This window comes from Corynebacterium sp. 2571A (assembly GCF_055700935.1).
In genome coordinates, this window is the sequence record NZ_JASTTE010000001.1 from 162,477 (window position 1) to 184,466 (window position 21,990).

The 21,990-nt window shown below is 66.0% G+C and carries 21 protein-coding genes and 1 tRNA gene; 14 read left to right on the plus strand and 8 right to left on the minus strand.

Annotated features, from left to right (window positions below; genetic code table 11):
- Positions 1-57 precede the first annotated feature (57 nt).
- Positions 58-1,089 carry an aspartate-semialdehyde dehydrogenase gene (locus QQS53_RS00900; RefSeq protein ID WP_472774111.1) on the plus strand — a complete coding sequence of 344 codons (1,032 nt, stop codon included), beginning with the start codon at positions 58-60 and terminating at the stop codon, positions 1,087-1,089.
- A 77-nt stretch (positions 1,090-1,166) separates the two neighbouring features.
- Here QQS53_RS00900 and QQS53_RS00905 read toward each other — a convergent pair whose 3' ends face one another.
- On the minus strand, positions 1,167-2,585 hold the full coding sequence (locus QQS53_RS00905; RefSeq protein WP_472774112.1) for a YkvI family membrane protein: 1,419 nt from the start codon (positions 2,583-2,585) through the stop codon (positions 1,167-1,169).
- A 294-nt stretch (positions 2,586-2,879) separates the two neighbouring features.
- A complete protein-coding gene (locus QQS53_RS00910) occupies positions 2,880-3,449 on the minus strand; it encodes an RNA polymerase sigma factor (RefSeq protein ID WP_472774113.1) in 570 nt (189 codons plus the stop codon).
- Positions 3,450-3,642: 193 nt separating this feature from the next.
- On the opposite strand from QQS53_RS00910, the gene QQS53_RS00915 reads away from it, so the two are divergent.
- A complete protein-coding gene (locus QQS53_RS00915) occupies positions 3,643-5,196 on the plus strand; it encodes a catalase (protein WP_472774114.1) in 1,554 nt (517 codons plus the stop codon).
- Positions 5,197-5,428: 232 nt separating this feature from the next.
- The gene (locus tag QQS53_RS00920) at positions 5,429-6,937 is read left to right on the plus strand and encodes a hypothetical protein (RefSeq protein ID WP_472774115.1); all 1,509 of its coding nucleotides are present in this window, start codon (positions 5,429-5,431) and stop codon (positions 6,935-6,937) included.
- 20 nt (positions 6,938-6,957) lie between these two features.
- Here QQS53_RS00920 and QQS53_RS00925 read toward each other — a convergent pair whose 3' ends face one another.
- Both QQS53_RS00925 and QQS53_RS00930 read right to left on the minus strand, forming a co-directional pair.
- On the minus strand, positions 6,958-7,245 hold the full coding sequence (locus QQS53_RS00925) for a peptidase M23 (RefSeq protein ID WP_472774116.1): 288 nt from the start codon (positions 7,243-7,245) through the stop codon (positions 6,958-6,960).
- A gap of 396 nt (positions 7,246-7,641) precedes the next feature.
- Entirely contained in the window at positions 7,642-8,280 is a 639-nt protein-coding gene (locus QQS53_RS00930; RefSeq protein ID WP_472774117.1) for a TetR/AcrR family transcriptional regulator, read from the minus strand.
- A 114-nt stretch (positions 8,281-8,394) separates the two neighbouring features.
- Between QQS53_RS00930 and QQS53_RS00935 the strand changes: the two genes are divergently transcribed.
- Together QQS53_RS00935 and QQS53_RS00940 are read left to right on the plus strand one after the other, a co-directional pair.
- Positions 8,395-9,450 carry a hypothetical protein gene (locus QQS53_RS00935; protein ID WP_472774118.1) on the plus strand — a complete coding sequence of 352 codons (1,056 nt, stop codon included), beginning with the start codon at positions 8,395-8,397 and terminating at the stop codon, positions 9,448-9,450.
- A gap of 109 nt (positions 9,451-9,559) precedes the next feature.
- Positions 9,560-10,924: a citrate:proton symporter gene (locus QQS53_RS00940; protein ID WP_472774119.1), complete on the plus strand. Its 1,365-nt coding sequence runs from the start codon at positions 9,560-9,562 to the stop codon at positions 10,922-10,924.
- A 62-nt stretch (positions 10,925-10,986) separates the two neighbouring features.
- Here the strand turns inward: QQS53_RS00940 and QQS53_RS00945 are convergent.
- Positions 10,987-11,063, minus strand: a tRNA-Pro gene (locus QQS53_RS00945).
- 118 nt (positions 11,064-11,181) lie between these two features.
- Positions 11,182-12,087: a metallophosphoesterase gene (locus tag QQS53_RS00950; protein WP_472774120.1), complete on the minus strand. Its 906-nt coding sequence runs from the start codon at positions 12,085-12,087 to the stop codon at positions 11,182-11,184.
- Positions 12,088-12,120: 33 nt separating this feature from the next.
- Here QQS53_RS00950 and QQS53_RS00955 point away from each other — a divergent pair, with 33 nt between their 5' ends.
- A complete protein-coding gene (locus QQS53_RS00955; protein WP_472774121.1) occupies positions 12,121-12,573 on the plus strand; it encodes a GatB/YqeY domain-containing protein in 453 nt (150 codons plus the stop codon).
- Between the two features lie 25 nt (positions 12,574-12,598).
- Here QQS53_RS00955 and QQS53_RS00960 read toward each other — a convergent pair whose 3' ends face one another.
- The gene (locus tag QQS53_RS00960) at positions 12,599-15,055 is read right to left on the minus strand and encodes a transglycosylase domain-containing protein (RefSeq protein ID WP_472774122.1); all 2,457 of its coding nucleotides are present in this window, start codon (positions 15,053-15,055) and stop codon (positions 12,599-12,601) included.
- A 256-nt stretch (positions 15,056-15,311) separates the two neighbouring features.
- On the opposite strand from QQS53_RS00960, the gene QQS53_RS00965 reads away from it, so the two are divergent.
- From QQS53_RS00965 to QQS53_RS00980, 4 genes are all read left to right on the plus strand, one after another.
- A complete protein-coding gene (locus QQS53_RS00965) occupies positions 15,312-15,647 on the plus strand; it encodes a WhiB family transcriptional regulator (RefSeq protein WP_070768883.1) in 336 nt (111 codons plus the stop codon).
- A 109-nt stretch (positions 15,648-15,756) separates the two neighbouring features.
- Positions 15,757-15,912, plus strand: a complete 156-nt coding sequence (locus QQS53_RS00970; RefSeq protein WP_168166954.1) for a DUF4177 domain-containing protein — start codon at positions 15,757-15,759, stop codon at positions 15,910-15,912.
- A 3-nt stretch (positions 15,913-15,915) separates the two neighbouring features.
- On the plus strand, positions 15,916-16,371 hold the full coding sequence (locus QQS53_RS00975) for a RidA family protein (RefSeq protein ID WP_472774123.1): 456 nt from the start codon (positions 15,916-15,918) through the stop codon (positions 16,369-16,371).
- A gap of 21 nt (positions 16,372-16,392) precedes the next feature.
- Positions 16,393-17,214 (plus strand): MBL fold metallo-hydrolase, encoded by an 822-nt coding sequence (locus QQS53_RS00980; RefSeq protein ID WP_472774124.1) that lies wholly within the window; start codon positions 16,393-16,395, stop codon positions 17,212-17,214.
- A gap of 159 nt (positions 17,215-17,373) precedes the next feature.
- Here QQS53_RS00980 and glxR read toward each other — a convergent pair whose 3' ends face one another.
- Positions 17,374-18,057 (minus strand): CRP-like cAMP-activated global transcriptional regulator GlxR, encoded by a 684-nt coding sequence (glxR, locus tag QQS53_RS00985; RefSeq protein ID WP_070768258.1) that lies wholly within the window; start codon positions 18,055-18,057, stop codon positions 17,374-17,376.
- A gap of 465 nt (positions 18,058-18,522) precedes the next feature.
- On the opposite strand from glxR, the gene nth reads away from it, so the two are divergent.
- The 4 genes from nth to QQS53_RS01005 all read left to right on the plus strand — a co-directional run bounded on the left by nth (position 18,523) and on the right by QQS53_RS01005 (position 21,975).
- On the plus strand, positions 18,523-19,218 hold the full coding sequence (nth, locus tag QQS53_RS00990) for an endonuclease III (protein ID WP_472774125.1): 696 nt from the start codon (positions 18,523-18,525) through the stop codon (positions 19,216-19,218).
- Between the two features lie 12 nt (positions 19,219-19,230).
- Positions 19,231-19,863, plus strand: a complete 633-nt coding sequence (locus tag QQS53_RS00995; RefSeq protein WP_472774126.1) for a TlpA family protein disulfide reductase — start codon at positions 19,231-19,233, stop codon at positions 19,861-19,863.
- Between the two features lie 51 nt (positions 19,864-19,914).
- Positions 19,915-20,679: an NUDIX hydrolase gene (locus QQS53_RS01000; RefSeq protein ID WP_472774127.1), complete on the plus strand. Its 765-nt coding sequence runs from the start codon at positions 19,915-19,917 to the stop codon at positions 20,677-20,679.
- An 87-nt stretch (positions 20,680-20,766) separates the two neighbouring features.
- Complete coding sequence (locus tag QQS53_RS01005) at positions 20,767-21,975, plus strand: MarP family serine protease (protein ID WP_472774128.1); 1,209 nt, start codon at positions 20,767-20,769, stop codon at positions 21,973-21,975.
- Positions 21,976-21,990: the final 15 nt, after the last annotated feature.

Here is a 21,990-nt window from a genome sequence, read left to right on the forward strand (position 1 = left end):
GCAACAGCACCAACCATACAAGTACGGTACGTACAGGAGACAAGGAGTTTTACAATCATGACCACCGTGGCGGTAGTAGGGGCAACCGGGCAAGTCGGCCGCGTGATGCGGCAGATCTTGGAGGAGCGCAAGTTCCCGCTGGACAAGATTCGCTTCTTCGCCTCCTCCCGGTCCGCCGGCACGGAGCTGGAATTCGCCGGCCAGCAGGTGACGGTCGAGGATCTGGCCGAGGTCACCGAGGACTCCGTCGCGGACGTGGACATCGCGCTGTTTTCCGCCGGCGGTGACACCTCCCGCCAGTGGGCTCCCGTCTTCGCGGCGGCCGGCGCCACGGTCGTGGACAACTCCTCGGCGTTCCGTAAGGACCCGGACGTCCCGCTCATCGTGGCGGAGGTCAACCCGGGCGAGGCCAAGGATCTGCCCAAGGGCATCATCGCGAACCCGAACTGCACCACCATGGCAGCCATGCCGGTGCTGAAGCCGCTGAGCGATGCCGCCGGCCTGCGCCAGCTGCACGTGTCTTCCTACCAGGCCGTCTCCGGCTCCGGGCTGGCCGGCGTGGAGACCCTCGCCGCGCAGGTCTACCAGGTCGGCGAGCACAACGTGGACCTGGTCCACGACGGCTCCCGCCTGGACGGCGAGGACACCGGCCCCTACGTCGCCCCGATCGCGTTCAACGCGCTGCCGATGGCCGGCAACCTGGTCGATGACGGTTCCCTGGAGACCGACGAGGAGCAGAAGCTGCGCAACGAGTCGCGCAAGATCCTGGGCCTGCCGGATCTGAAGGTCGCCGGCACCTGCGTGCGTATCCCGGTCTTTACCGGCCACACCATGACCATTCACGCGGAGTTCGACAAGTCCATCACCCCGGACCAGGCCCTGGAGCTGCTGGGCAACGCCCCGGGCGTGAAGGTCGTGGACGTGCCGACCTCGCTGGCCGCCACCGGCATCGACGATTGCTTGGTCGGCCGCGTGCGCCAGGACCAGACCGTGGACGACAACCGCGGCCTCGTCCTGGTCGTCGCCGGCGACAACCTGCGCAAGGGCGCGGCGCTCAACACCATCCAGATCGCCGAGCTGCTGGTCTAAGCCAGGCATTTACCCAAAGCAAAAGGCTCACCCGCATGGGTGAGCCTTTAATCGATCCGGACGGGCGGGGCTAGGCGCTAGTCCTGCGAGGCGGGGGAGGCGCCGGACTGCGGCGTGGAACCTTTGCCGCCGGCGTTGTTGTCAGCCTGTCCGTCGAAGTCGAGGTCGTTGTCAGCAGACGGAACCTCCGGCTTGGTGTGCTGGACGTAGGTCACGGAAGGATCCAGATCCTCGCGGTCGAAGTCCTCGAGTTCCTCGTCCGCCTCGAGTTCTTCGTAGATTTCCTCGGCGACGGTCTCCTCGAATTCGCCGGTGGCCATGTTGGAGGCCGCGGCCAAGCGGGCGAGCTCGCGCTCGTTCTTCTTGGTGAAGCGCTCGCGCGGGTCCAGCTTGCGCTGCACCAGGGTGCGGGCGCGCATGCGCCGGTCGGACTCGTCCGTGAGCTTGCCGCGGCTGCGGATCCAGGTAACGGACATCACGGCGATCATCAGCAGGCCGAGGTAGCCCAGGATCGGGTAGACGTTGCTGACCAGCTGCTGGAAGCCCACGAAGGACAGCACGAAGCCGATGAGGCAGGCCACGCAGTAGACCGGGTAGAACAGCTGCGGCTTGGAGCGGGTCAGACGCTTGCCCAGCGCGTAGAACATGCCCACCGCGGTGTTGAAGACCATGCCGTAGATGACAAAAGTCATGACGTAGCCCAGGGTTGGGTGGATGGTGTTGATGAGCTCCAGTACCGGCATGTCCTGGCCGTTGACGGTCGGGGCGACGAAGAACAGGGAGAAGACCAGCAGGGCCAGCAGGACCAGGTAGATGATGCCGCCGATGAGGCCGCCCCAGCCGACGGCGCGGTTGTCCAGGAAGTTGCCGCCGATGACGATGGACATCGACACCGCGCACATGACGTTCAGGCCGGTGTAGTTCAGCGCTGAAATCCACCAGTTCGGCAGGGTGGTGTCCACGTTGCTGGTGGTCCACTCGTGCATCTGGTTGAAGTCCACGTCCGCGGTGATGATGGTGTAGCCGGTGGCCAGGACGATGAAGATGACGATGAACGGCGTAATGGTGCCGATGACGGTGGTCACGCGGTCCACGTCGAGCAGGCCGACCAGCAGCACCAAAACCAGCATGACGGTCCCGCCCACCCACACGGGGACGCTCGGGAACTGCTGGGTGATGTTCGAGCCGCCGCCGGCGAACATCACGAAGCCGATGCTAAACAGCGTGGCCAGCGTGGACCAGTCGAGGATCCGGGACGTAATCGGCCCGGAGACCTTCTCATAGACGGCGGTGTGCTCCGAGGCCTGGAAGTAGGAGCCTAACTGCAGGATGGAAATGCCGGTGATCATCATCAGTCCGGCGGCCAAGGCGATGCCGATTAGGCCCCATTCGCCGAATGCCACGAAGTACTGCATGGCTTCCTGGCCGGAGGCGAAGCCGGCGCCGACGACGACGCCGATGAACGCCATCGAGATTGCTATGGCGCGTTTAAACATGGAAGTTAAACCCCAAATCTGTTATCAAAAAAGCAGCGTAGCCCGAGGCGGGCCTTAAACGTACGATTTAAGAACTTACCCGTTTCCGGCCTGGTTTTCCGGGCAAACACCAGATAGACCACCCGGAAATTCACAATGCTAACCGGCCGGCCACGTGTCCCGGCCTGGATGTGCCCAGCTTTTCACGCTTTTGTCACTATTTGGGCACAATCTGGCCCCGGCGCCGGAGGCTTAAGGGTTGGCCTTAGTTTTCTTCCCCTGTACTCGTTTCCAGTAGTCGGTCCTAGCGCGGAACTAGCGTTCGGAGTTCTGGCTGGCCTCGGTGGCGGTGATGAGGTCCTTGCGGGCGCGGGCGACGCGCGAGCGGATGGTGCCGACGCGCACGCCGGTGATCTTGGCGGCTTCCTCGTAGGTATAGCCCAGCACCTGGGTCAGGATGAGGGCCTCGCGGCGGTCGGCGGGGAGGGCGTCGATGAGCGCGCGGGCATCAATCCAGTCGCTCCAGGTGGCGGAGTTTTCCAGGGCGGGGGCCTGGGCGGCGGCGTCTTCGTAGGAGGTGGCGGACTTGCGCGGCCGGGCCATGTCGTGGCGGATGTTGTCCACCCAGGCGCGGCGGGCGAGGGAGAGTAGCCAGGTGCGCGCCGAGGACCGGGCGGCGAAGCGGGGGAGGGCGGAGATGACCCGCAGGTAGGTTTCCTGCGCTAGGTCGTCGGCGTTTTCGGGCCCGGCCAGGTGGGCCAGGAGGCGCCAGACGTCGTCCTGGGTGGCGCGGATGAACTCCGTCAGCGCGCGGCGGTCACCGCGCCCGGCGGCAAGTGCCAGGTCGGTGACGCGCGCGTCGTCGGCTGCGGAGTGGTGTTTCATCATCCTGAATTTACCAGGCGCCGAATCCGGTTTTGGACCTACACTGGGGGCTAGGCAGGGGCTGCACGAACCCTGACTGAGGCAAACCTATCAATAGTTGGAGTTTGTTTGCCACCCGCTATTAAATGGGCTAGACTATAGGCCAACGGCTTTTAATAGCTGACCAATATTGCCACTGAAGGAGGCATACCCCATGACTCAAGATTCTTCTGCAGCAGACCAGATCCTGGGCCGCGGCAACCGCGCCGCTGGCGACGGCCAGACCACCCGCCCGTCCGGCCAGCCGGTGGCGTCCGAGAACCGTTCCATCACCGCCGGCCCGCAGGGCCCAAACGTTCTCAATGACGTTCACCTGATTGAGAAGCTGGCGCACTTCAACCGCGAGCGGGTCCCGGAGCGCACCCCGCACGCCAAGGGCCACGGCGCCTTCGGTGAGCTGCACATCACCGAGGATGTCTCCCAGTACACCAAGGCCAAGCTCTTCCAGAAGGGCACCGTTACCCCGATGGCCATCCGTTTCTCCACCGTCGCCGGTGAGCAGGGCTCCCCGGACACCTGGCGCGACGTGCACGGCTTCGCCATGCGCTTCTACACCGAGGACGGCAACTACGACATCGTGGGCAACAACACCCCGACCTTCTTCATCCGCGACGCCATTAAGTTCCCGGACTTTATCCACTCCCAGAAGCGCCTGGGCACCAACGGCCTGCGTGATGCGGACATGCAGTGGGACTTCTGGACCCGCTCCCCGGAGTCGGCCCACCAGGTGACCTACCTGATGGGTGACCGCGGCACCCCGAAGACCTCCCGCAACCAGGACGGCTTCGGCTCCCATACCTTCCAGTGGATCAACGAGGAAGGCAAGCCGGTCTGGATCAAGTACCACTTCAAGACCCGCCAGGGCTGGGACTGCTTCACCGACGCCGAGGCAGCGGAGATGGCCGGCCAGAACGCCGACCACCACCGCGAGGACCTCTACAACGCCATCGAGCGCGGCGACTACCCGGTCTGGGACGTCAAGGTCCAGATCATGCCCTTCGAGGACGCGGAGACCTACCGCTTCAACCCCTTCGACCTGACCAAGACCTGGTCGCAGAAGGACTACCCGCTGCACGACGTGGGCTACTTCGTGCTTAACCGCAACCCGCGCAACTTCTTCGCGCAGATTGAGCAGCTAGCCCTGGACCCGGCCAACCTGGTCCCGGGCGTGGGCCTGTCCCCGGACCGCATGCTGCAGGGCCGCGTGTTCGCCTACTCCGATCAGCAGCGCTACCGTATCGGGCCGAACTACAAGCAGCTGCCGGTCAACCAGCCGCTGAACGCGGACAAGGTCAACACCTACGAGCACGAGGGACCGATGTCCTTCCTGTTCAACGACCCGCAGGATCCGGTCTACTCCCCGAACCGCTACGACAAGGGCGCAGGCTACCTGGATGACGGTGAGACCTCCAACCAGCACGATGACTTCGGTCAGGCTAGCGATCTCTACGTCAACCCGGACCCGCACGGCACCGACCTGTCGCGCGCCCCGTACGTCAAGCACGCCGAGGATGATGACTTCATCCAGCCGGGCATCCTCTACCGCGAGGTCATGGATGACGGTGAGAAGGAGCGCCTGGCCGACAACATCACCAACGCCATGGCTGGTGTGTCCGAGCAGGTCGAGCAGCAGGTCTACCACTACTGGGATCAGGTAGACGAGAACCTGGGCAAGCGCGTCCGCGAGCTCTTCGCCGAGAAGAAGTAGCCAGCGCGCTGACCCAGCCGTTCCATCCGGCTGGAAATGGCCACAGATAGCTAGTACCCCGCGGGAAACCGCGGGGTACAGTGCTTTTTGCACTGAATTAGCCTCCCCGCGCGCCGCAGGGCGGCAAGCACCCCGGCCCGCCGGTAACCAAGCCGGGAATAAAAATGGCAGCAGTGCGCGAAACGGCGCGCCTTGCCGAAGTAATAGGTGCTGGTAGATATCGTTTCTTAGTATGAACGACGCCCGCCTAGCTAGCCCCGCCAGCCCCTCTGCCGCCGCGGATTCCGCGGACGGCCACCGCCAACCCCACCGCTTCCGGTCCGGGCTGGCGGCTCTGGTCGTTCTGGTGCTGCTCGCCGCCTGCGCCGGCATTGCTGCCGCGGTGGGGATGAGCCCGGAGAAGGCCTGGAACTCCGCCGACTCGGAGGAGGGGGTGACCGGTGCCCCGGCAGCCGATGCCCCCGCTGGCATCGATCCGAACGAGCTGGTCGACGCTCGCCGCGCGACCGGCGAGGCCCAGAGCCAGGCCGGCTTCCTCAAGTCCGGCACGCAGCAGCTGGCCGACGGCACCGGCCAGCTCAAAGACCGCACCGGGGAGATCACCGGCGGCGTGGACCAGCTCAGCCAGGGCACCCAGGAGCTGGTGGACGGCTTGGTGCAGCTGCAGGCCGGCACCGGCCAGCTGGGCGCGGGCGCTACCGAGCTAGCCGACGGGGTCGGCCAGGCCGTCGATCAGATCACCGGTATCGAGGTGGTCCGCGGGCAGATCCTGACCGCCATCGATGGCGCGCTGGGGGATCTGCGCGGCAACGACTCCGCGGACGCGAAGAAGCTGCGCGGTCAGCTCAAAGACCTGCGCGGCCAGGTCGATACCTTCAAGATCGACGAGTCTATTACCGGGGAGCTCAACCGCCTCAAGGACGGCTCCCGCGAGCTGTCCAACCAGCTGGCGGTGCCCGGCTATGCCTACCACGACGGCATCTACTCCGCCACGGAGGGCGCCAAGCAGCTCAACGCCGCCATCGGGGAGCTAGACGGCGGCGCCGACGAGGCCGTCAACGGCATCAACGAGCTGGACGAGGGCGCGCGCAAGATCGACGGGATGGCCGATCAGAACAAGACCAAGGTGGAATCCATCCAGCGCGCCATGCCGCCGGTCCAGTTCGCCGCGGACGGGCAGGACGCCGGCCCCTCGCGGCTGCTGGCCCCGGTGGTGGCCATGCTGATCGCCGCGCTGGTGATGCTGGGCGGTATCGGCCTGGGCTGGCTGTCCACCCAGCGCGGGTGGCTGAGCCTGCTCGGCGGCCTAGTCGGCCTGGTGGCCGCCGGTGAGGTGGCCCTGTTCGTTCTGGCCACCGGCCTGACCGCCGCCGCGGCGGCCATTGGCGCCGGTATCTTTGCCCTCGCCGCGGTCGCCGCCGCGGTGGTTACCCGGGCACTCATGGGGCTGCTGGGCCGCTCCGGCGGCATGATCGCCGCGGCGATCCTGGGCATCGTGCAGGTGGGCGTGGTCGGCTGGTTCTGGAAGTCGGTCGCGGCCAGCGATGCCCCGACCTACTGGCAGGTCATCGCCAACCTGCTGCCGCTGAACTGGGCCACCAACGCCTTGACCGTGGTGGGCAACGGCGGCCAGCAGTCCCTGTTGTGGATGTCGCTGGGCGTGCTCGCGGCCGTCGCCGTCATCGGCGGCGCCGGCGTGTGGTGGGCTAATCGCTCCAGCGTCCGCCCGTCCCGGGCCTAGGCGCTAGCGCGGGGGAAGAATTAGTTGGCCTCGGGGTCCTCGAGGGCCTCGGGCTCGCCGAAGTACTGCTCGGGGATGGGGCGCGGTTGCGGGTTTTGCGCGCGGAAGAGCTGCAGGCGCGGGCGCCAGTTGCGGGGGTCGGTGTCGTACTGCTCGAGCTCACCAGTCTCCCGGTTGACAAACGTCGGCCCCAGCTCCTGGTCCGGGTGGGCCGGGCTGAAAAGCCAGTGGGTGTCGGTCTCGGCCGCGCCGGAGAGCGGACCGCGGTGCTGGTAGGCCTTGGCGACTGCGTCCTGGAATTCCATCATGGTTGTCCAATCTAGCCCATTTCTTGGCCGCGCCGGGACGGTTCTCCTTGCGCCTGCCGGTGTGACGTTTGCCCACCCGGGGCGTGCTCGCGCGGGGCGGCGACTTCCACCCAGATTTTAGGGTGAATGAAAATGCGCAGCATACGGCGGTGATGATTTTGTCAGCTTCATGCCGCAATTGGAGATACCTTAACAGGATTCTGTGAAAGTGCTGGTGAGCTAGGATCTGACACTTCGGGGTGCTAGGCTGGGTCTCGCTCACGTAGTCCGCTTAGGGGGCGGACTAGCGGTTTATATCCGTTGTGAGTGATAGGGAATAGGGGCGGCGCCGCAGCTGTAGGGATGCGGCGCCGTTTCCCTGTATCTAGGGGGGATAACAAGAAAACTCGGCCGTGGTTAGGCCGGGGCGTCAGGGGCCTGGCGCAGGAGGGCCTCGGCCATGGGGAGAAGCTGGTCCACGAGCTCTTCGGTGCTGGCTTCGGCGGTTTCCGAATACTCCATGAGGTAGCGGGTGATCGCGACTCCTAGCAGCATGCTGCCCATGACGGGAAAGAGCGCAATCTGTTCGGGGCTGAAGCGCTCGTGCAGGCTGGGGATCTGTTTGATGGTGTCAAGGAAATTCTTGCTCAAATAATCGCGCAGGCGCTCAGCCGCGAACTCGGAACCGATGCCCGCGCGGACGATAGCGCGCAGCCGCGGGCCGGTGTACGGGTCCTCCCAGTTGCGGAAATAGGTCAGCAGCATCTCCCGCAGATCCGTGCTGCGACTGATGCCCGCCGGCACGGTCAGGAGGGTCTCCACGGCGGCATCGAAAAGCCCGGCCTTGCTCTTGAAGTAGTGCATGACCAGCGCGGGGTCGACATCGGCGGAGCGGGCCACGCCGCGGATGGTGGTGGATTCGTAGCCGACTCGGGCGAAGGAGTTGCACGCTGCTTCCAGGATTACCTCCCGGGTCTCCTCGTTGCCGGGGCGGCGCCCCAACTTCTTGGGCGCGCGCTTGTCTGCCGCGTCTTTAGCTGTTGATTCCTTAGCCATAGATTCCATTCTAGCGGCGATCTTCAAAATCATTTCATCGACCGTTGACATTCAACGCATGTTGAAATACAGTACTCAACGACTGTTGGAATATCTCGCGAAAGGGAATCTCTCATGAAAGGCTGGACGAAGGCGGCTGCGGTTGGCGTGGCCGGGCCGGTGGCCGTGATGCTGTTTATCCTGGCGTTCATCTGGCCGATGGCCACGATGGAGCCGAAAGACATCCCCGTTGCCGTGGTGGGTAGCGAGGAGCAGGTGGCTCAGGTTGAGGAAGCGATCGACGCGCAGAAGCCGGGGCTGCTCGATATCGAGCGCGCTGACACCCGCGAGGACGCCCAGCGGCGCGTCGAGGGGCGCGAGGCCTACGGCGCTATCGTGCTCGGCCAGGAGCCGGAGCTCCTGGTTGCCTCGGCTGCCGGTAGCGCCCAGTCTGCCGTGGTGAAGAATCTGGCTGCTCCCCTGAACGCCATGGCCAACAAGCAGGCCCAGGCGGCAGCGGCGGCACAGGGTATCCCTGCCGACGCCGTGCCGGAGGTGCAGGTGGAGGTCACCGACTTGGCCCCCTTCGGCGCGGACGACCCGCAGGGAATGGGCATGAACTTGGCGGTCCTACCGATTGCCATAGGTGGCCTTTTCGGCGGCGCTATTGCAGCCTTCGCGCTGCGGCGCCCCGGGCACCGGCTGCTGGCCGTGGCTATCCACGCGCCGTTGGCCGGCGTGCTGGTCGCGGTGGTCATGGGGCCGATCTTTGGCCTGTTGCCGGGCGGTTTCTGGGCCTCGGCCGGCGCCTTAACCCTGGGCATCGGTGCCCTGTCCGTCCTGATTGCCGGCCTGCGGACCGTGCTGGGTATCGGCGGCTTCGTGCTCGGCGCCCTGTTTAACATGCTGCTGGCCAACCCTCTGGCCGGCACCATGGCGCCGAAGGAATTCGTGGCCGGCGGCTGGGGCGCGTTGGGGCAACACCTTCCCAACGGGGCCACCGCGACGCTGGTGCGCAGCGTGAACTACTTCCCGGAGGCTCCCATCGGGCAGCAGGTGTGGACGCTGCTGGCCTGGATTGCGGTGGGCGTATGCTTGCTGGGTGTCGGGATGGCCCTCGGCAAGCGCGGCGCGGGTGAGCCGGGCGCTGAACCGGCGGAGGAAAAAGGCGCGGTCGCGCGCCCAGTCTAGGGTCTTGGTGAAGGTAAACCGGCTGAATCGATCCAGAATGGTTTAGGCTGGGTCACATTAACAAAAATGGTGTGACGCACCTGGTGAACTGTCTGGATAAGGAGCCGGCATGCAAACCCCGCTCGGCCTGACCCTCATGGGCCTAGCCATCATCATTATTACCGTGACCATTCTGATCCAGGGGCGGACGACGCCGCTGGTGCCCATGACCATCGTCCCGGTGGTTGGCGCGCTGATCGCCGGGTTCGGGTTCGGGGAAATCGGGGACTTCTTCGAAGAGGGCCTGGGCTCGGTCATGAACGTCGTGGCGATGTTCATCTTCGCCATCATATTTTTCGGGATATTGCAGGACGTCGGGCTATTTAACCCGGTGATCCGGGCGCTTATCACCGCCACCCGGGGCAACGTCGTCGCGGTGACCGTGGGCACGGCCGCCATCGGTATCGTGGCGCACCTGGACGGCTCGGGGTCTACCACCTTCCTGCTGACCATCCCGGCGCTGCTGCCGCTGTATACCGCGTTGCACATCTCCCGCTACGTGCTGGTGACCATCGTCGCGCTGGCGGCGTCCGTGATGAACATGGTCCCCTGGGGCGGGCCGCTGGGGCGCGCGGGCTCGGTGGTCAACCAGGAAACCCATCAGATCTGGATGCACCTGCTGCCCATCCAGGGGGTATGTGCCGTGATGGTCCTGGTCATCGCCGCCGCGTTGGGCGTGTGGCAGAAGCGGCGCATCGCTAAGCTGCGCGCCGCCGGCCAGTTGGAAGGCGAGGACGCGGTCGACGTCGACGCCATCGCCAGCGACTTCATCCGCAAGCAGAAGCAGGAGCAGGAGGACAAGGGCTTCCGCAACCGCACCGGAAAGGTGGTGACCGTCCTGAACGTGGCTGTTATCCTCCTCGTGCTGGTGGCCCTGCTTTCCGGCCTGCTGCCGCCGGCCCCGGCCTTCCTGCTGGCGGCCACCGTCACCCTGCTCATCAACTTCGACTCCCAGTCGGAGCAGACCGACGCCCTGCGCCGCCACGCCCCGAACGCGCTATCCATGGCCGGCATCATCCTGGCCGCCGCCATGTTCCTGGGCGTGCTCAACGGCGCCGGTATGCTGGAGGCCATCGCCCAGCAGCTCATCGCCATCCTGCCGGAATCCGTGGGGCCGTACCTGCACGTCATCATCGGTCTGCTGGGCGTGCCCCTGGACCTGATGACCTCCACGGATGCCTACTACTTCTCCATCCTGCCCATCGTGCAGGAAACCGTCGCCAACTTCGGTATCAGCGGCATGGGCGCAGCCAGCGCCCTTATCATCGGCAACGTCATCGGCACGTTCGTCTCCCCGTTCTCCCCGGCCCTGTGGCTGGCGCTGGGCCTGGCCCGCGCCGACATGGGCAAGTACTTGAAGATCGCCTTCCCGCTGGCGTGGGCGTTCTCCGTTGCCATCGTCCTGGTGGCCTTCGCCTTCGGGATGCTGGCCTAAGGGCAGCAGGGCTAGGCAGAAGAAAACCCCGCTCTCACTGAAAATGAGAGCGGGGTTCGTGTTGGTCGGGATAACAGGATTTGAACCTGCGACCTCCTCGTCCCGAACGAGGCGCGCTACCAAGCTGCGCCATATCCCGGCGACCGTTCTTTGCGGTACCGGAATACTGTAACGCACTTTCTTCCCAACTAACAAAACGCCTGCACATCGGGTATGTATTCGGCGCGTGTCGGGGAGGCGTTGGTTAAGGGGGCCTACTAGGAGTCCCGCTCGGTGATGCGCAGCAGCGTGGCAGAGGGGCGGCAGAAAATGCGCACGGGCGCGTACTTGGAGGTGCCCAGGCCGTTGGACACGTGCATCTTCATCGGCCCGAAGTCGTGCAAGCCCTGGACGCGGGCCCGGTCGATGTCGCAGTTGGTCACCAGCGCCCGGGAGCCCGGCAGGCAGATCTGGCCGCCGTGCGTGTGCCCGGACAGGGACAGCTGGTAGCCGTCCGCGGCGAAGTGCTCCAGCACGCGCGGCTCCGGCGAGTGGAGCAGGGCCAGGCGGAGATCCGAGTCCGGGTTCGGGGCGCCGGCTACCTCCGAGTAGTCGTCCAGATCGTGGTGCGGATCGTCCACGCCGGCCACGGCCAGGCGCACGTCACCCACCTTGAACTCCAGGCGGGCCTGGTTGGCGTCGCGCCAGCCGTGCTCCACGAACGCCGCGCGCATGTCCTTCCACGGCAGGTCCACGTAGGACGGCTCGCGCTTGGCGCCCCACAGGTACTTCAGCGGGTTGACCGGGCGCGGGGCCCAATAATCGTTGGTGCCGAAGACGAACAGGCCGGGCCGCTGAAGCAGCGGGCCTAGGGCGCGCAGGACGTCGGGGACCGCGGCGGCGTCGGAGAGGTTGTCGCCGGTGTTGACCACCAGGTCCGGCCGGAGGGTATCGAGCGCGGAGACCCAGGCGATCTTTGTGTCCTGACCCGGAATCATGTGCAGGTCGCTGACGTGCAGCAGGCGGAATTCCTTGTCCCGGCGCAGCGTGCCCGCCGGCAGCAGGGGAAGGGTGTATTCCTTGAGCTCGAACTTGTCTAGTTCGGTATAGCCCCAGGCCAGGGTCGCGGCCCCGGCGGCGGCGAGGGCGCCGATGCTACTGAGTGCAATCGTCGAATTTTTCACGCCGTCCAGCCTACCTGGCGTATCTTTTTAGGTATGAGCAACCTAAAAGAAACCATCCGTGCCGATCTGAAAACCTCCATGAAGGCCAAGGAAAAGGAGCGCACCAGCGCCATCCGCTCCCTGCTGGCCGCCATCCAGGCAGAAGAGACCAACGGCTCCCGCCACGAGCTGACCGATGAGGACGTCCTCAAGGTTATCGCCCGCGAGATCAAGAAGCGCCGCGAGTCCGCCGACGTCTACCAGGAAAACGGCCGCCCGGAGCTGGCCGACGTGCCCTACTTCGAGGCCTACCAGCCCGCCCAGCTGGACGACGCCGAGGTCGAGCAGCTGGTCGCCGAGTCCGTCGCCGAGGTGGAGAAGGACGCCGGCGAGGCCGCCAGCATGAAGCAGATGGGCGCGGTCATGAAGGCCGCCAACGCGAAAGCCGCCGGCCGGGTGGACGGCAAGCGGCTCTCGGACGCGGTCAAGGCGCGGCTGCAGGGCTAGCGCTGAGCTGTAGGGGGGAGATAAACTACAGCCCGAACAGCCCGCGCAGATCGTTGGTGAAATTATCGATGTCGCGCTGGGAAATCAGCGGCTCGGGGCGGCTCTGACCGCCGCCACCGCCGCCACCGCCGCGGCCGGAGGGGGCATCGTTAGCAGCCGGGGAGGGGCTGGAAGCGCCCGTGCTGTTGGAGTCGGCGGTGCCCGAGGAGCTGCCGCCCCCGCCGGAGCCGTCCGATAGCTGGACGCGGACCGTCGCGCCCTCCTTGAGGCCGGCGGCGCCGGGCACCACGCGCACCACGCGGCCGTAAGGGGTGTCGCCGCCGATGACCTGGGTGGTCTCCACGTTCAGGCCCTTGCCCTCGAGCACGCGGCGGGCCTCGGCCTCGGACTTGCCCCGCAGGCCGTCGAGGACCGCGTCGTTGTTGGTGCCCTCGCGGTACTTCTCGTCGCCTTGCGCGACATTGCCGCCTGCGGCCTGCGGGACCTGGGTGGCGAAACCGAAGAAGGTCTGCGCCGGCTCGTCGCCGCCGTACATGCTGCCGCTGCCGCACTGGCGGGTCGGGCCCGTGCACAGCGGGGAGGTCGAGGTGCCGTCGTTGAAGATATACGGCGCGGCGGCCACGCCGGAGTTGAATCCCAAAAAGGCCGCTGACTGGTGCGACTCGGTCGTACCGGTCTTGGAGGCGGCCTGGCCGGAAAAGCCCATGGAGCTCGCGGCCTCCTCCGCGGTGCCGTGGTCCATATCGGCGGTCATGGCGTCCGCCAAGGCGTCCGCCACACCCTTGTCCAGGGCGCTTTCACAGGGCGTTTCCTCCAGGTAGACCTGGTTGCCCTCCTTGTCCGTGACGCTGGTGATGGGGTTCGGCTCGCACCACTTGCCGCCGGAGGCGATGGTCGCGCCGACGTTGGACAGCTCCAGCGGGTTGACCGCGGTCGGGCCCAGCGTGAACGAACCCATGGGGGCCTCCTTGGCGAAGTCCGCCAGGGCGGCGTCGCCGTAGGTGCCCTCGTCCTCGTAGGAGCGCATGCCCAGATCCACGGCCATGTCCACGATGGCCTCGATCCCGACCTGCTCGGAGAGCTTGATGAAGGTCGTGTTGGGGGACTCGGCCAGCGCGTCCTGGAAGGTCAGCGTGGGCTTGTAGGTGCCCGCGTTTTCCACGCAGTACTTGTTGGCCGGGCAGCCGTCCGCGCCGCCGTGGCCCAGGCCCTCGGCCTCGTAGCGGGTGGGAACGTCGAGCAGGGACTGGGTGCCGTAACCGCCTTTGAGCGCCGCGGCGGCGGTAAAGACCTTGAAGACCGAGCCGGCGCCGTTGCCCACCATGGAGTACGGCTGGGGCAGGATGGTCTCCGCGTTGTCCAGGTCGAGGCCGTAGGTGCGGGAGGAGACCATGCCCAGCACCTTGCGGGAGTCCTGCCCCGGTTCGACGACGTTCATGACCTCGGCCACGCCCGGGGTGGTCGGGTCGGTCTGGGAGTCCACGCTTTCCTTCGCCGCGTCCTGGACCTGCGGGTCCAGGGTGGTGTTGACCGTGTAGCCGCCGTGCTTGAGCTCCTCGGTCGACAGGCCCTTTTCCTCCAGGTACTGCAGCACGTAGTCGCAGAAGAAGCCGCGGTCGCCGGCGCCGATGCAGCCGTTGGCCATCAGGTTGGGGCTCTCGAGCACGCCCAGTGTCTCGCCGGCAAAGCGGTCCGCGTCCGCCTGGCTGAGGTAGCCGTTATCGGCCATGGACTGCAGCACCTGGTTGCGCCGGTCGGTGGCGCCTTCCGGGTTGGTGTACGGGTTGAGGTATTCCGAGGACTGGACCATCCCCGCTAGCAGGGCGGACTGCGGCACGCTCAGGTCGGCGGCGGGGATGCCGAAATAGGTCTGCGCGGCGGCCTCGATGCCGTAGGAGTGGTTGCCGAAGGGCACCAGGTTCAGGTAGTTGGTCAGGATCTGGTCTTTGCTCAGCTCCTTATCCATCTCCGCGGCCATGCGGATCTCCCGCAGCTTGCGGGGGATGGACTGCTCCGTGGCCGCGGCGCGCTCCTCGTCGGTCTGGGCCGCGACCAGTAGGAGGTAGTTCTTCACGTACTGCTGGTTCAGGGTGGACGCGCCCTGGGAGACCCCGCCGGCGGCGAGGTTGCTGGCCAGCGCGCGGAAGTTGCCCTGGAAGTCCACGCCGTCGTGCTCGTAGAAGCGGTGATCCTCGATCGCCACGATGGCGTCCTTCATCGACTGCGAGATCTGATCCGGCTCGACCGGGTGGCGGCGCTGATCGAAAAGGTAGGCCAGGTCCTCGCCCTGGGCGTCCTTGATGGTGGTCACCCCGGGGGCGGCGCCGGCGTTGAGCTCGTCGATGTCGGACTCCATCGTGGCGCCGGTGCGGGCGATGGCGACCGACGAGATGCCTGCAATGGGGGCGAAGGCGACGGCGATGAGCACCCCAACCAGGAGGGTGGCTAGGGCGATCTTTGCCAGAGGTCTAGATGCATTCACGCGTTATACCCTACGTTGCTTTAGCCTGTGGGGAAATACGCAACTCCTGTTGTCGTGGGTAAAGCTGTGGGAAATGGGCGAACTCACAGCGCGCTGTGATCTAGGCGAACACCCCCTAAAGTGTGACCTGTTAGACATCTAATCGGTGCTGTTAATACACTGACCGTAGGCATCACGACGACTGCTAGTCACGCCGCGCAGACGGTGCGTTAGGGCGTGGCAGTAGATGGCTCACCGAAAGGAGTGCATCCCTTCCATGACTTTAAGCCTGCAAGGTTCTGGCCAACGCACGAAAGCTACCGGCACGGCCTCCGGTTTCGAGCGGGGTGAGTGGATTACCCAGGCCAAATGCCGCAACGGCGACCCGGATGCGCTTTTCGTGCGCGGGGCCGAGCAGCGCAAGGCGGCGGTTATCTGCCGCCACTGCCCAGTCATGATGGAATGCCGGGCCGACGCCCTGGACAACCGCGTCGAGTTCGGCGTCTGGGGCGGGCTGACCGAGCGCCAGCGCCGCGCCGTGCTGCGCAAGAACCCGGACGTGAAGAACTGGGCCAACTACTTGGCCGGCGGTGGGGAACTGCACGGCATCTAAGGGCCGGGCGGCGCGCGAGCCATCTGGGTTAAGAAAGAGTGAGAAACTGTGAGAAAACGTCCCGCGAGACCAATGTCTTCGGGGCGTTTCTTCGTCTAAAATGGGCACCATGACTAAATGGGAATACGCGACCGCGCCCGTCCTCACCCACGCCACCAAGCAGATCTTGGACACCTGGGGTGAAGACGGCTGGGAATTGGTGACTATTACTCCCGGTATGAACCCGGAGAACGTCGTTGCATATTTCAAGCGTGAGGTGGAATAACATATGAGTTTTAAGAAGCGACTGGAAGAGCTGGGCTACGAGCTGCCGCAGGTGGCCAAGCCGCTGGCCTCGTACGTGCCGGCCCTCAAGGTGGGCGACCAGGTCTGGACCTCGGGCCAGCTGCCCCTGGTTGATGGCCAGCTGCCGGCCACCGGCAAGGTGGGCGCCGAGGTTAGCCTCGAGCAGGCCCAGGACCTGGCCCGCCGCAGCATCCTCAACGCGCTCGCGGCTGTCGATGCCGAGGTGGGCCTGGACAACGTCTCCCGCGTCCTGAAGGTAGTGGGCTTTGTCTCCTCCGACCCGGACTTTGTGGACCAGCCCGAAGTCATCAACGGTGCCTCGGATCTCATCGGTGAGGTCTTCGGGGACGCCGGCCAGCACGCTCGCTCCGCCGTCGGCGTGGCAGTTCTGCCGAAGAACTCCCCGGTGGAAATCGAGCTCATCGTGGAGATCTCTTAAAGATCGGATAGGGTAGGATTTATGGAGCATCCTGCATATAGCCAACTTCGCCCGGTGACTCGTTCAGCGGGCGTTGTCCTGTGCGACAACCCCAGCTACACGGCCCTCGAGGGGACCAACACCTGGATCGTCCGCGCGGCGGAAGACGCCAAGTCGATCGTCGTGGATCCGGGCCCGGAGGACGAGGGCAACCTCAACGTCATCCGCAACAACGCTGGGGAAATCGGCCTCATCGTACTGACTCACCGGCACAATGACCACGCCGACGGAGCCAACCGGCTGCGCCAGCTGACCGGGGCGCCCATCCGCGCTTTCGACCCGAACTACTGCTCAAGCGGCGTCGAGGCCCTGGCGGACGGGGAGATCATCTCCCTGGACGGGGTTACCCCGCAGCTCGAGGTGGCGCACACCCCGGGCCACACGGCGGATTCCACGTCGTTCTTCGTCTGGAGCGGCGAGCCGCACAACTCCCACCTGGAGGGCATCATCAGCGGCGACACCATCGTCGGCCGCCACACCACGCTGCTCTCGGAGACCGACGGCGACCTGGGGGACTACCTGGAGTCTTTGGCCATGCTGGAAGAGCGCGGCAAGGACGTGCCCCTGCTGCCGGGCCACGGCCCGGACCTGGAGGATACCTCCGCGATGGCGCGCAAGTACATCGACCGCCGCCACTACCGCCTGGATCAGATTCGCACGCTGCGCCAGGAGCACGGTGAGGACATTGAGCTGCAGACCCTCATCGACAACATGTATGACGACGTCGATCCGGTCCTGCGCCACGCGGCCGAGCAATCGACCCGCACGGCGCTGAAGTACCTCGACGCCGAAAAGGACAGCTAAAAGGCCTTCCCGAGGCACTGTCTTCCCCGCCCCCTCACTGGCTCGCGCGAGTCAGAGGGGGCGGGAAGTTTTTTTAAATGCGTGCCCGCGCCGCAGCCGCGGATAAAAATGACCCCGCCCCCGCGGGCGCGGGGTGCGAGGTCGTGGAAAAGTCTGGTCTTAGCGGGCGCGGCGAGCCAGGTGCTCGGTGTCCACGATGATGACGGACTTGCCCTCCAGGCGGATCCAGCCGCGGTGGGCGAAGGTGGCTAGGGCCTTGTTGACAGTCTCGCGGGAGGCGCCGACCAGCTGGGCGATCTCCTCCTGGGTCAGGTCGTGGTTGACGCGCAGGGCGCCGCCTTCCTGCACGCCGAAGCGGTTGGCCAGCTGCAGCAGCGTCTTGGCCACGCGGCCCGGCACGTCGGTGAAGATGAGATCCGCCAGGTTGGCGTTGGTGCGGCGCAGGCGGCGGGCCAGCACGCGCAGCAGCTGCTGGGCGATGGACGGGTGGTCACTGACCCACTGCTTGAGCATCTCCGAGTTCATAGTGGCGGCCTGGACCTCGGTCACACAGACCGCGGCGGAGGTGCGCGGGCCCGGATCGAAGATGGACAGCTCGCCGAACATGTCGGACGGGCCCATCACGGTCAGCAGGTTCTCACGGCCGTCCGGCGCGTGGCGGGCGAGCTTAATCTTGCCCGAGGTGATGATGTAGAGGCGGTCGCCCGGCTCTCCCTCATCGAAAATGGTGGTACCCCGCGGGAAACGAACCGTCTCCATCTGCTCAATCAGGTTGTTAACCGCGACGGGATCGACACCCTGGAAGATACCGGCGCGGGAGAGAATATCCTGAACGCTTTCCACTAATGCTCCTTGGTCACTCAGCTGATGGGGTCGAAGGTGTAAATCTGCAGTGAGTCTCACCGCAGGCACCGGAAAATTTTATGTAACGGCTCTCATCCTACCGTGGAATTGGTCACTTATGGGGTTAAAAGCGCAATTCCTAACAGAAATAGAGCCTGCACACAGGGCACGCGTGCTCGCGTGATGCGTGCGCATGAAAGATAAAAGCCACCGCTGCAACCTCCAGCTCCCGGGGGAGCCGCCAACTCAGTCGTGACAACCGGGCCTTCGGAGAGGCAACCCGGTTGTGGTATCACCAGTTAGCCCGAGGACGCTAGCGTGCTAGTCCTGCAATCTAGGACCTAATGCGGACTAGTCGAGGACGCTTGATTCAAGCTTTTCCATGAACATAGCGAACACGGCAAGCGCGACGGGCGCGACGATGACTAAGACGATCATGGCCCCCATCTTACTAAGCTTTTATTCATGCGCGACCATAAACCCTCGAAATCTGCGAAAAATCTTCGCAAATCCGACTCGCAGCGAGCCGAGACGATCAACAAAATTCTCAGCCGGGAATATCCGGACGCTCGCTGTGAACTGGACTTTCACAACCCGCTGGAGCTCCTGGTGGCCACGGTGCTCTCCGCGCAGTGCACCGATGCGCGGGTCAACCAGGTCACCCCTGCACTCTTCGCAAAATACCCAAACGCCGCCGCCTACGCCCAGGCGGACCCGGCGCAGCTCGAGGAAATCCTGCGCCCGCTCGGCTTCCAGCGGGCCAAGACCAAGCACCTGCTGGGGATAGGCGAGGGGCTTATGGCCCACTTCGGCGGCGAGGTCCCCCGCGGCATAAAGGAGCTGACCAGCCTGCCCGGGGTGGGCCGCAAGACCGCCCTGGTGGTGCGCGGCAACGCCTTCGGCCTGCCGGGGCTGACGGTGGACACGCACTTCCAGCGCCTGGTCACCCGGCTCGGCCTGACGGAGAAGACAACCCCGGTGGCGATAGAAAAGGATATCGCCGGCCAGCTGCCGGAGGAAGAGTGGACCATGTTCTCCCACCGGCTCATCTTCCACGGGCGGGCGGTCTGTCGGGCCCGTGGGCCCCGCTGCGGCGACTGCGTGCTGGAGCACCTGTGCCCGGCGGCTGCGGAATACGGGAAAACTGCGCCGGCCCAGTAGAATGGTGGGGACATGAAAAAGCAGGTTTTCTGGTCCATCGGGGCGGCCGTCGTGCTGACGGTCGCCGTGGTCGCCGCCGCCCTGGCACTCCTGTCTTCCGGGGGCGGCGACGACGGTGCGTCCGGCCCGGGAGCTGACGGCCCGGACGCGGCGGGGGCATCGTCTGCGCCCGGGGCATCGCCGGCCGAGCAGGGCCAGGCCGCCGACGTGCCGGCGCGCCCGGACTGCCCGGCGGGCACGGTCGCCGGCGTCGAGCTGGACTGCCTGGGCGGGCAGGAATCCGCGGCAGAAGCCTCGGCCGATAGCGGGGTGACCATCGTCAACGTGTGGGCCTGGTGGTGCCAGCCCTGCCGGGAGGAGCTACCCCTGCTGGAGGAGGTCGCCACCACCCACCCGGAGTGGGAGGTGCTCGGCGTGCACGCCGATACCAACGCCGCCAACGGCGCCGCGCTGCTGGAGGAGCTGGGCGTGGGCCTGCCCAGCTTCCAGGACTCGGATAATTCCTTTGCCGGCGAGCTCGGCCTGCCGCGGGTCATCCCGATCACCCTGGTGCTCAAAGACGGCGCCGAGGTGGGCCGTTTCGTGCAGGCCTTCGAGTCCACCGCGGAGATTGAGTCCGCGGTCGCGGGGGCGCTGGATGGCTAAAGCTAGCGGCAGGACAGGCAAACGGCAAATGGTAGGGGCGGTGAGGCGCTGATGGGCCTGCACTTGCCGCACCACGGGGACCGGCCCGGCGAAAATGTGACGGTGCGCCCGGCGGCCGCGCCGCGGTGGCTGCGCCCGGCCCTCGGGGTGGATTCGTATCAGATTGAGGCGACCATGGGCCAGCGCCTCGACCGCAACTTCCCGCCGGTGAAGAAGCTGCGCCGGGACGCGGCGGTGCTGGTGCTGCTGGCCGGGGACTGCCTGGACAACGCCCGGGTGCTGCTGACCCACCGCGCGCCGACCATGCGCTCGCACTCCGGGCAGATCGCCTTCCCCGGCGGGCGGGTGGATCCTGACGACGCCAACCTGGTCGACGCCGCCCTGCGTGAGGCCTGGGAGGAAACCGGCCTGGATCGCCGCAGCGTGACCCCCATCGATCAGTGGGAGCGGCTGCGGATCCGGGCCACCGGCAACCCCGTGACCCCGGTGCTGGCCTACTGGCACAGCCTCTCCCCGGTGGGGGTGGCCAGCCCCGCGGAGACGGACGACGTCTTCACCGTCCCGCTGACCGATCTTATCGATCCCGCCAACCGGCTCCAGGTGGGCTGGGGCGCCTGGAGCGGGCCCGCCTTCCGGATCCAGGGCTACGTCATCTGGGGATTTACCGCCGGGGTGCTGGCCACCACCTTGCGGCACGCTGGCTGGGAGCAGCCCTGGGATAACAATTCGGTGCGACCGCTCCGCGCCACCCTCGCCGCGTCGCGCAATCGTGAGAAGATGAACGAACCGCACCAGCACCAACCGGCAACCGAATAGTTGTGTAGCTGTTTAGCAGTTTTGTCGCCGCGCGGTAGTATGCTGGCCTAGCCAAAACAGATTTTTACAGGAAGAACCCTTAATTCAGTGAGCGCATTTTTAGTGGTCGACGCCCTCATCGTGATCGCCGTGCTAGCCGCGGTGTTCACCGGGTGGCGCCAGGGCGTGATGTCTTCCGTGCTGTCCTTCATCGGCATCGTCGCGGGCCTGGTCATCGGCATGGGCCTGGCCCCGCTGGCGATGCGCCTGACGGACTCGGTGGCCCTGCGCCTCTTGCTGGCCGTGGGCGTGATGATCCTGTTGGTCGGCATCGGCCACCTGGCCGGGTCTTCCCTCGGGGCCCGGCTGCGCGATAGGCTGCGGCTGCGCTCGGCTCAGCGCATCGACTCCCTGGCCGGCTCGGTCTTCCAGGCCGTGGCTGCCCTGCTGGTCATCTGGCTGGTCTCCATCCCGCTGGCCAGCGGGCTGACCGGCGCGGTGGGCAAGGGCCTGCGCGAATCTAAGATCCTGGGCGGCATCCACTCGGTCGCGCCGGAGCAGCTGAAGGCCCTGCCGGGCGGGGTGACCTCGCTGCTGAATCAGACTGGCCTGCCGCCGCTGGTGGCGCCCATCGACGGCGACCGCAACGTGGAGGTCGCCGCGCCGCGCATCGAGGTCGAGGACAAGGCGCTGGTCAAGCAGCTGCGCCCGTCGGTCATCCACGTGCTGGGCGACGCGGACTCCTGCAGCCGCCGCCTGATGGGCTCCGGCTTTGTCATCCAGGACGACTACGTGGTCACCAACGCCCACGTCGTGGCCGGGACCAACCTGGTCAACCTGGACACCGTCACCGGCATCCAGCAGGCCGAGGTGGTCTACTACAACCCCGAGGTGGACATCGCCGTTCTGCACAGCGAGAACCTGCAGCTGCCGCCGCTGGACTGGGCGCCGGAGCCGGGAGTGACCGGCGACGACGCCATCGTCATGGGCTTCCCGCAGTCGGGCCCGTTCAGCGCCACCCCGGCCCGCGTGCGCGACCGCATCACGATCGCCGGCCCGGACATCTACAACATGGGCCGCGTCGAGCGCGACGCCTACACCGTGCGCGGCAGTATCCAGCAGGGCAACTCGGGCGGTCCGCTGTTTAACACCGAAGGTCAGGTCTTGGGCATGGTCTTCGGCGCGGCCGTGGATGACACGGACACCGGCTATGCGCTCACCGCCGACGAGGTGATTTCCCACATCGGTAACGTCACGCAGCTGACCGAGCCGGTGCCCACCGGCGAGTGCGTGGTCCGCGACGTCGTCTCCCAGTAGGCAGGAAAGAAGCCG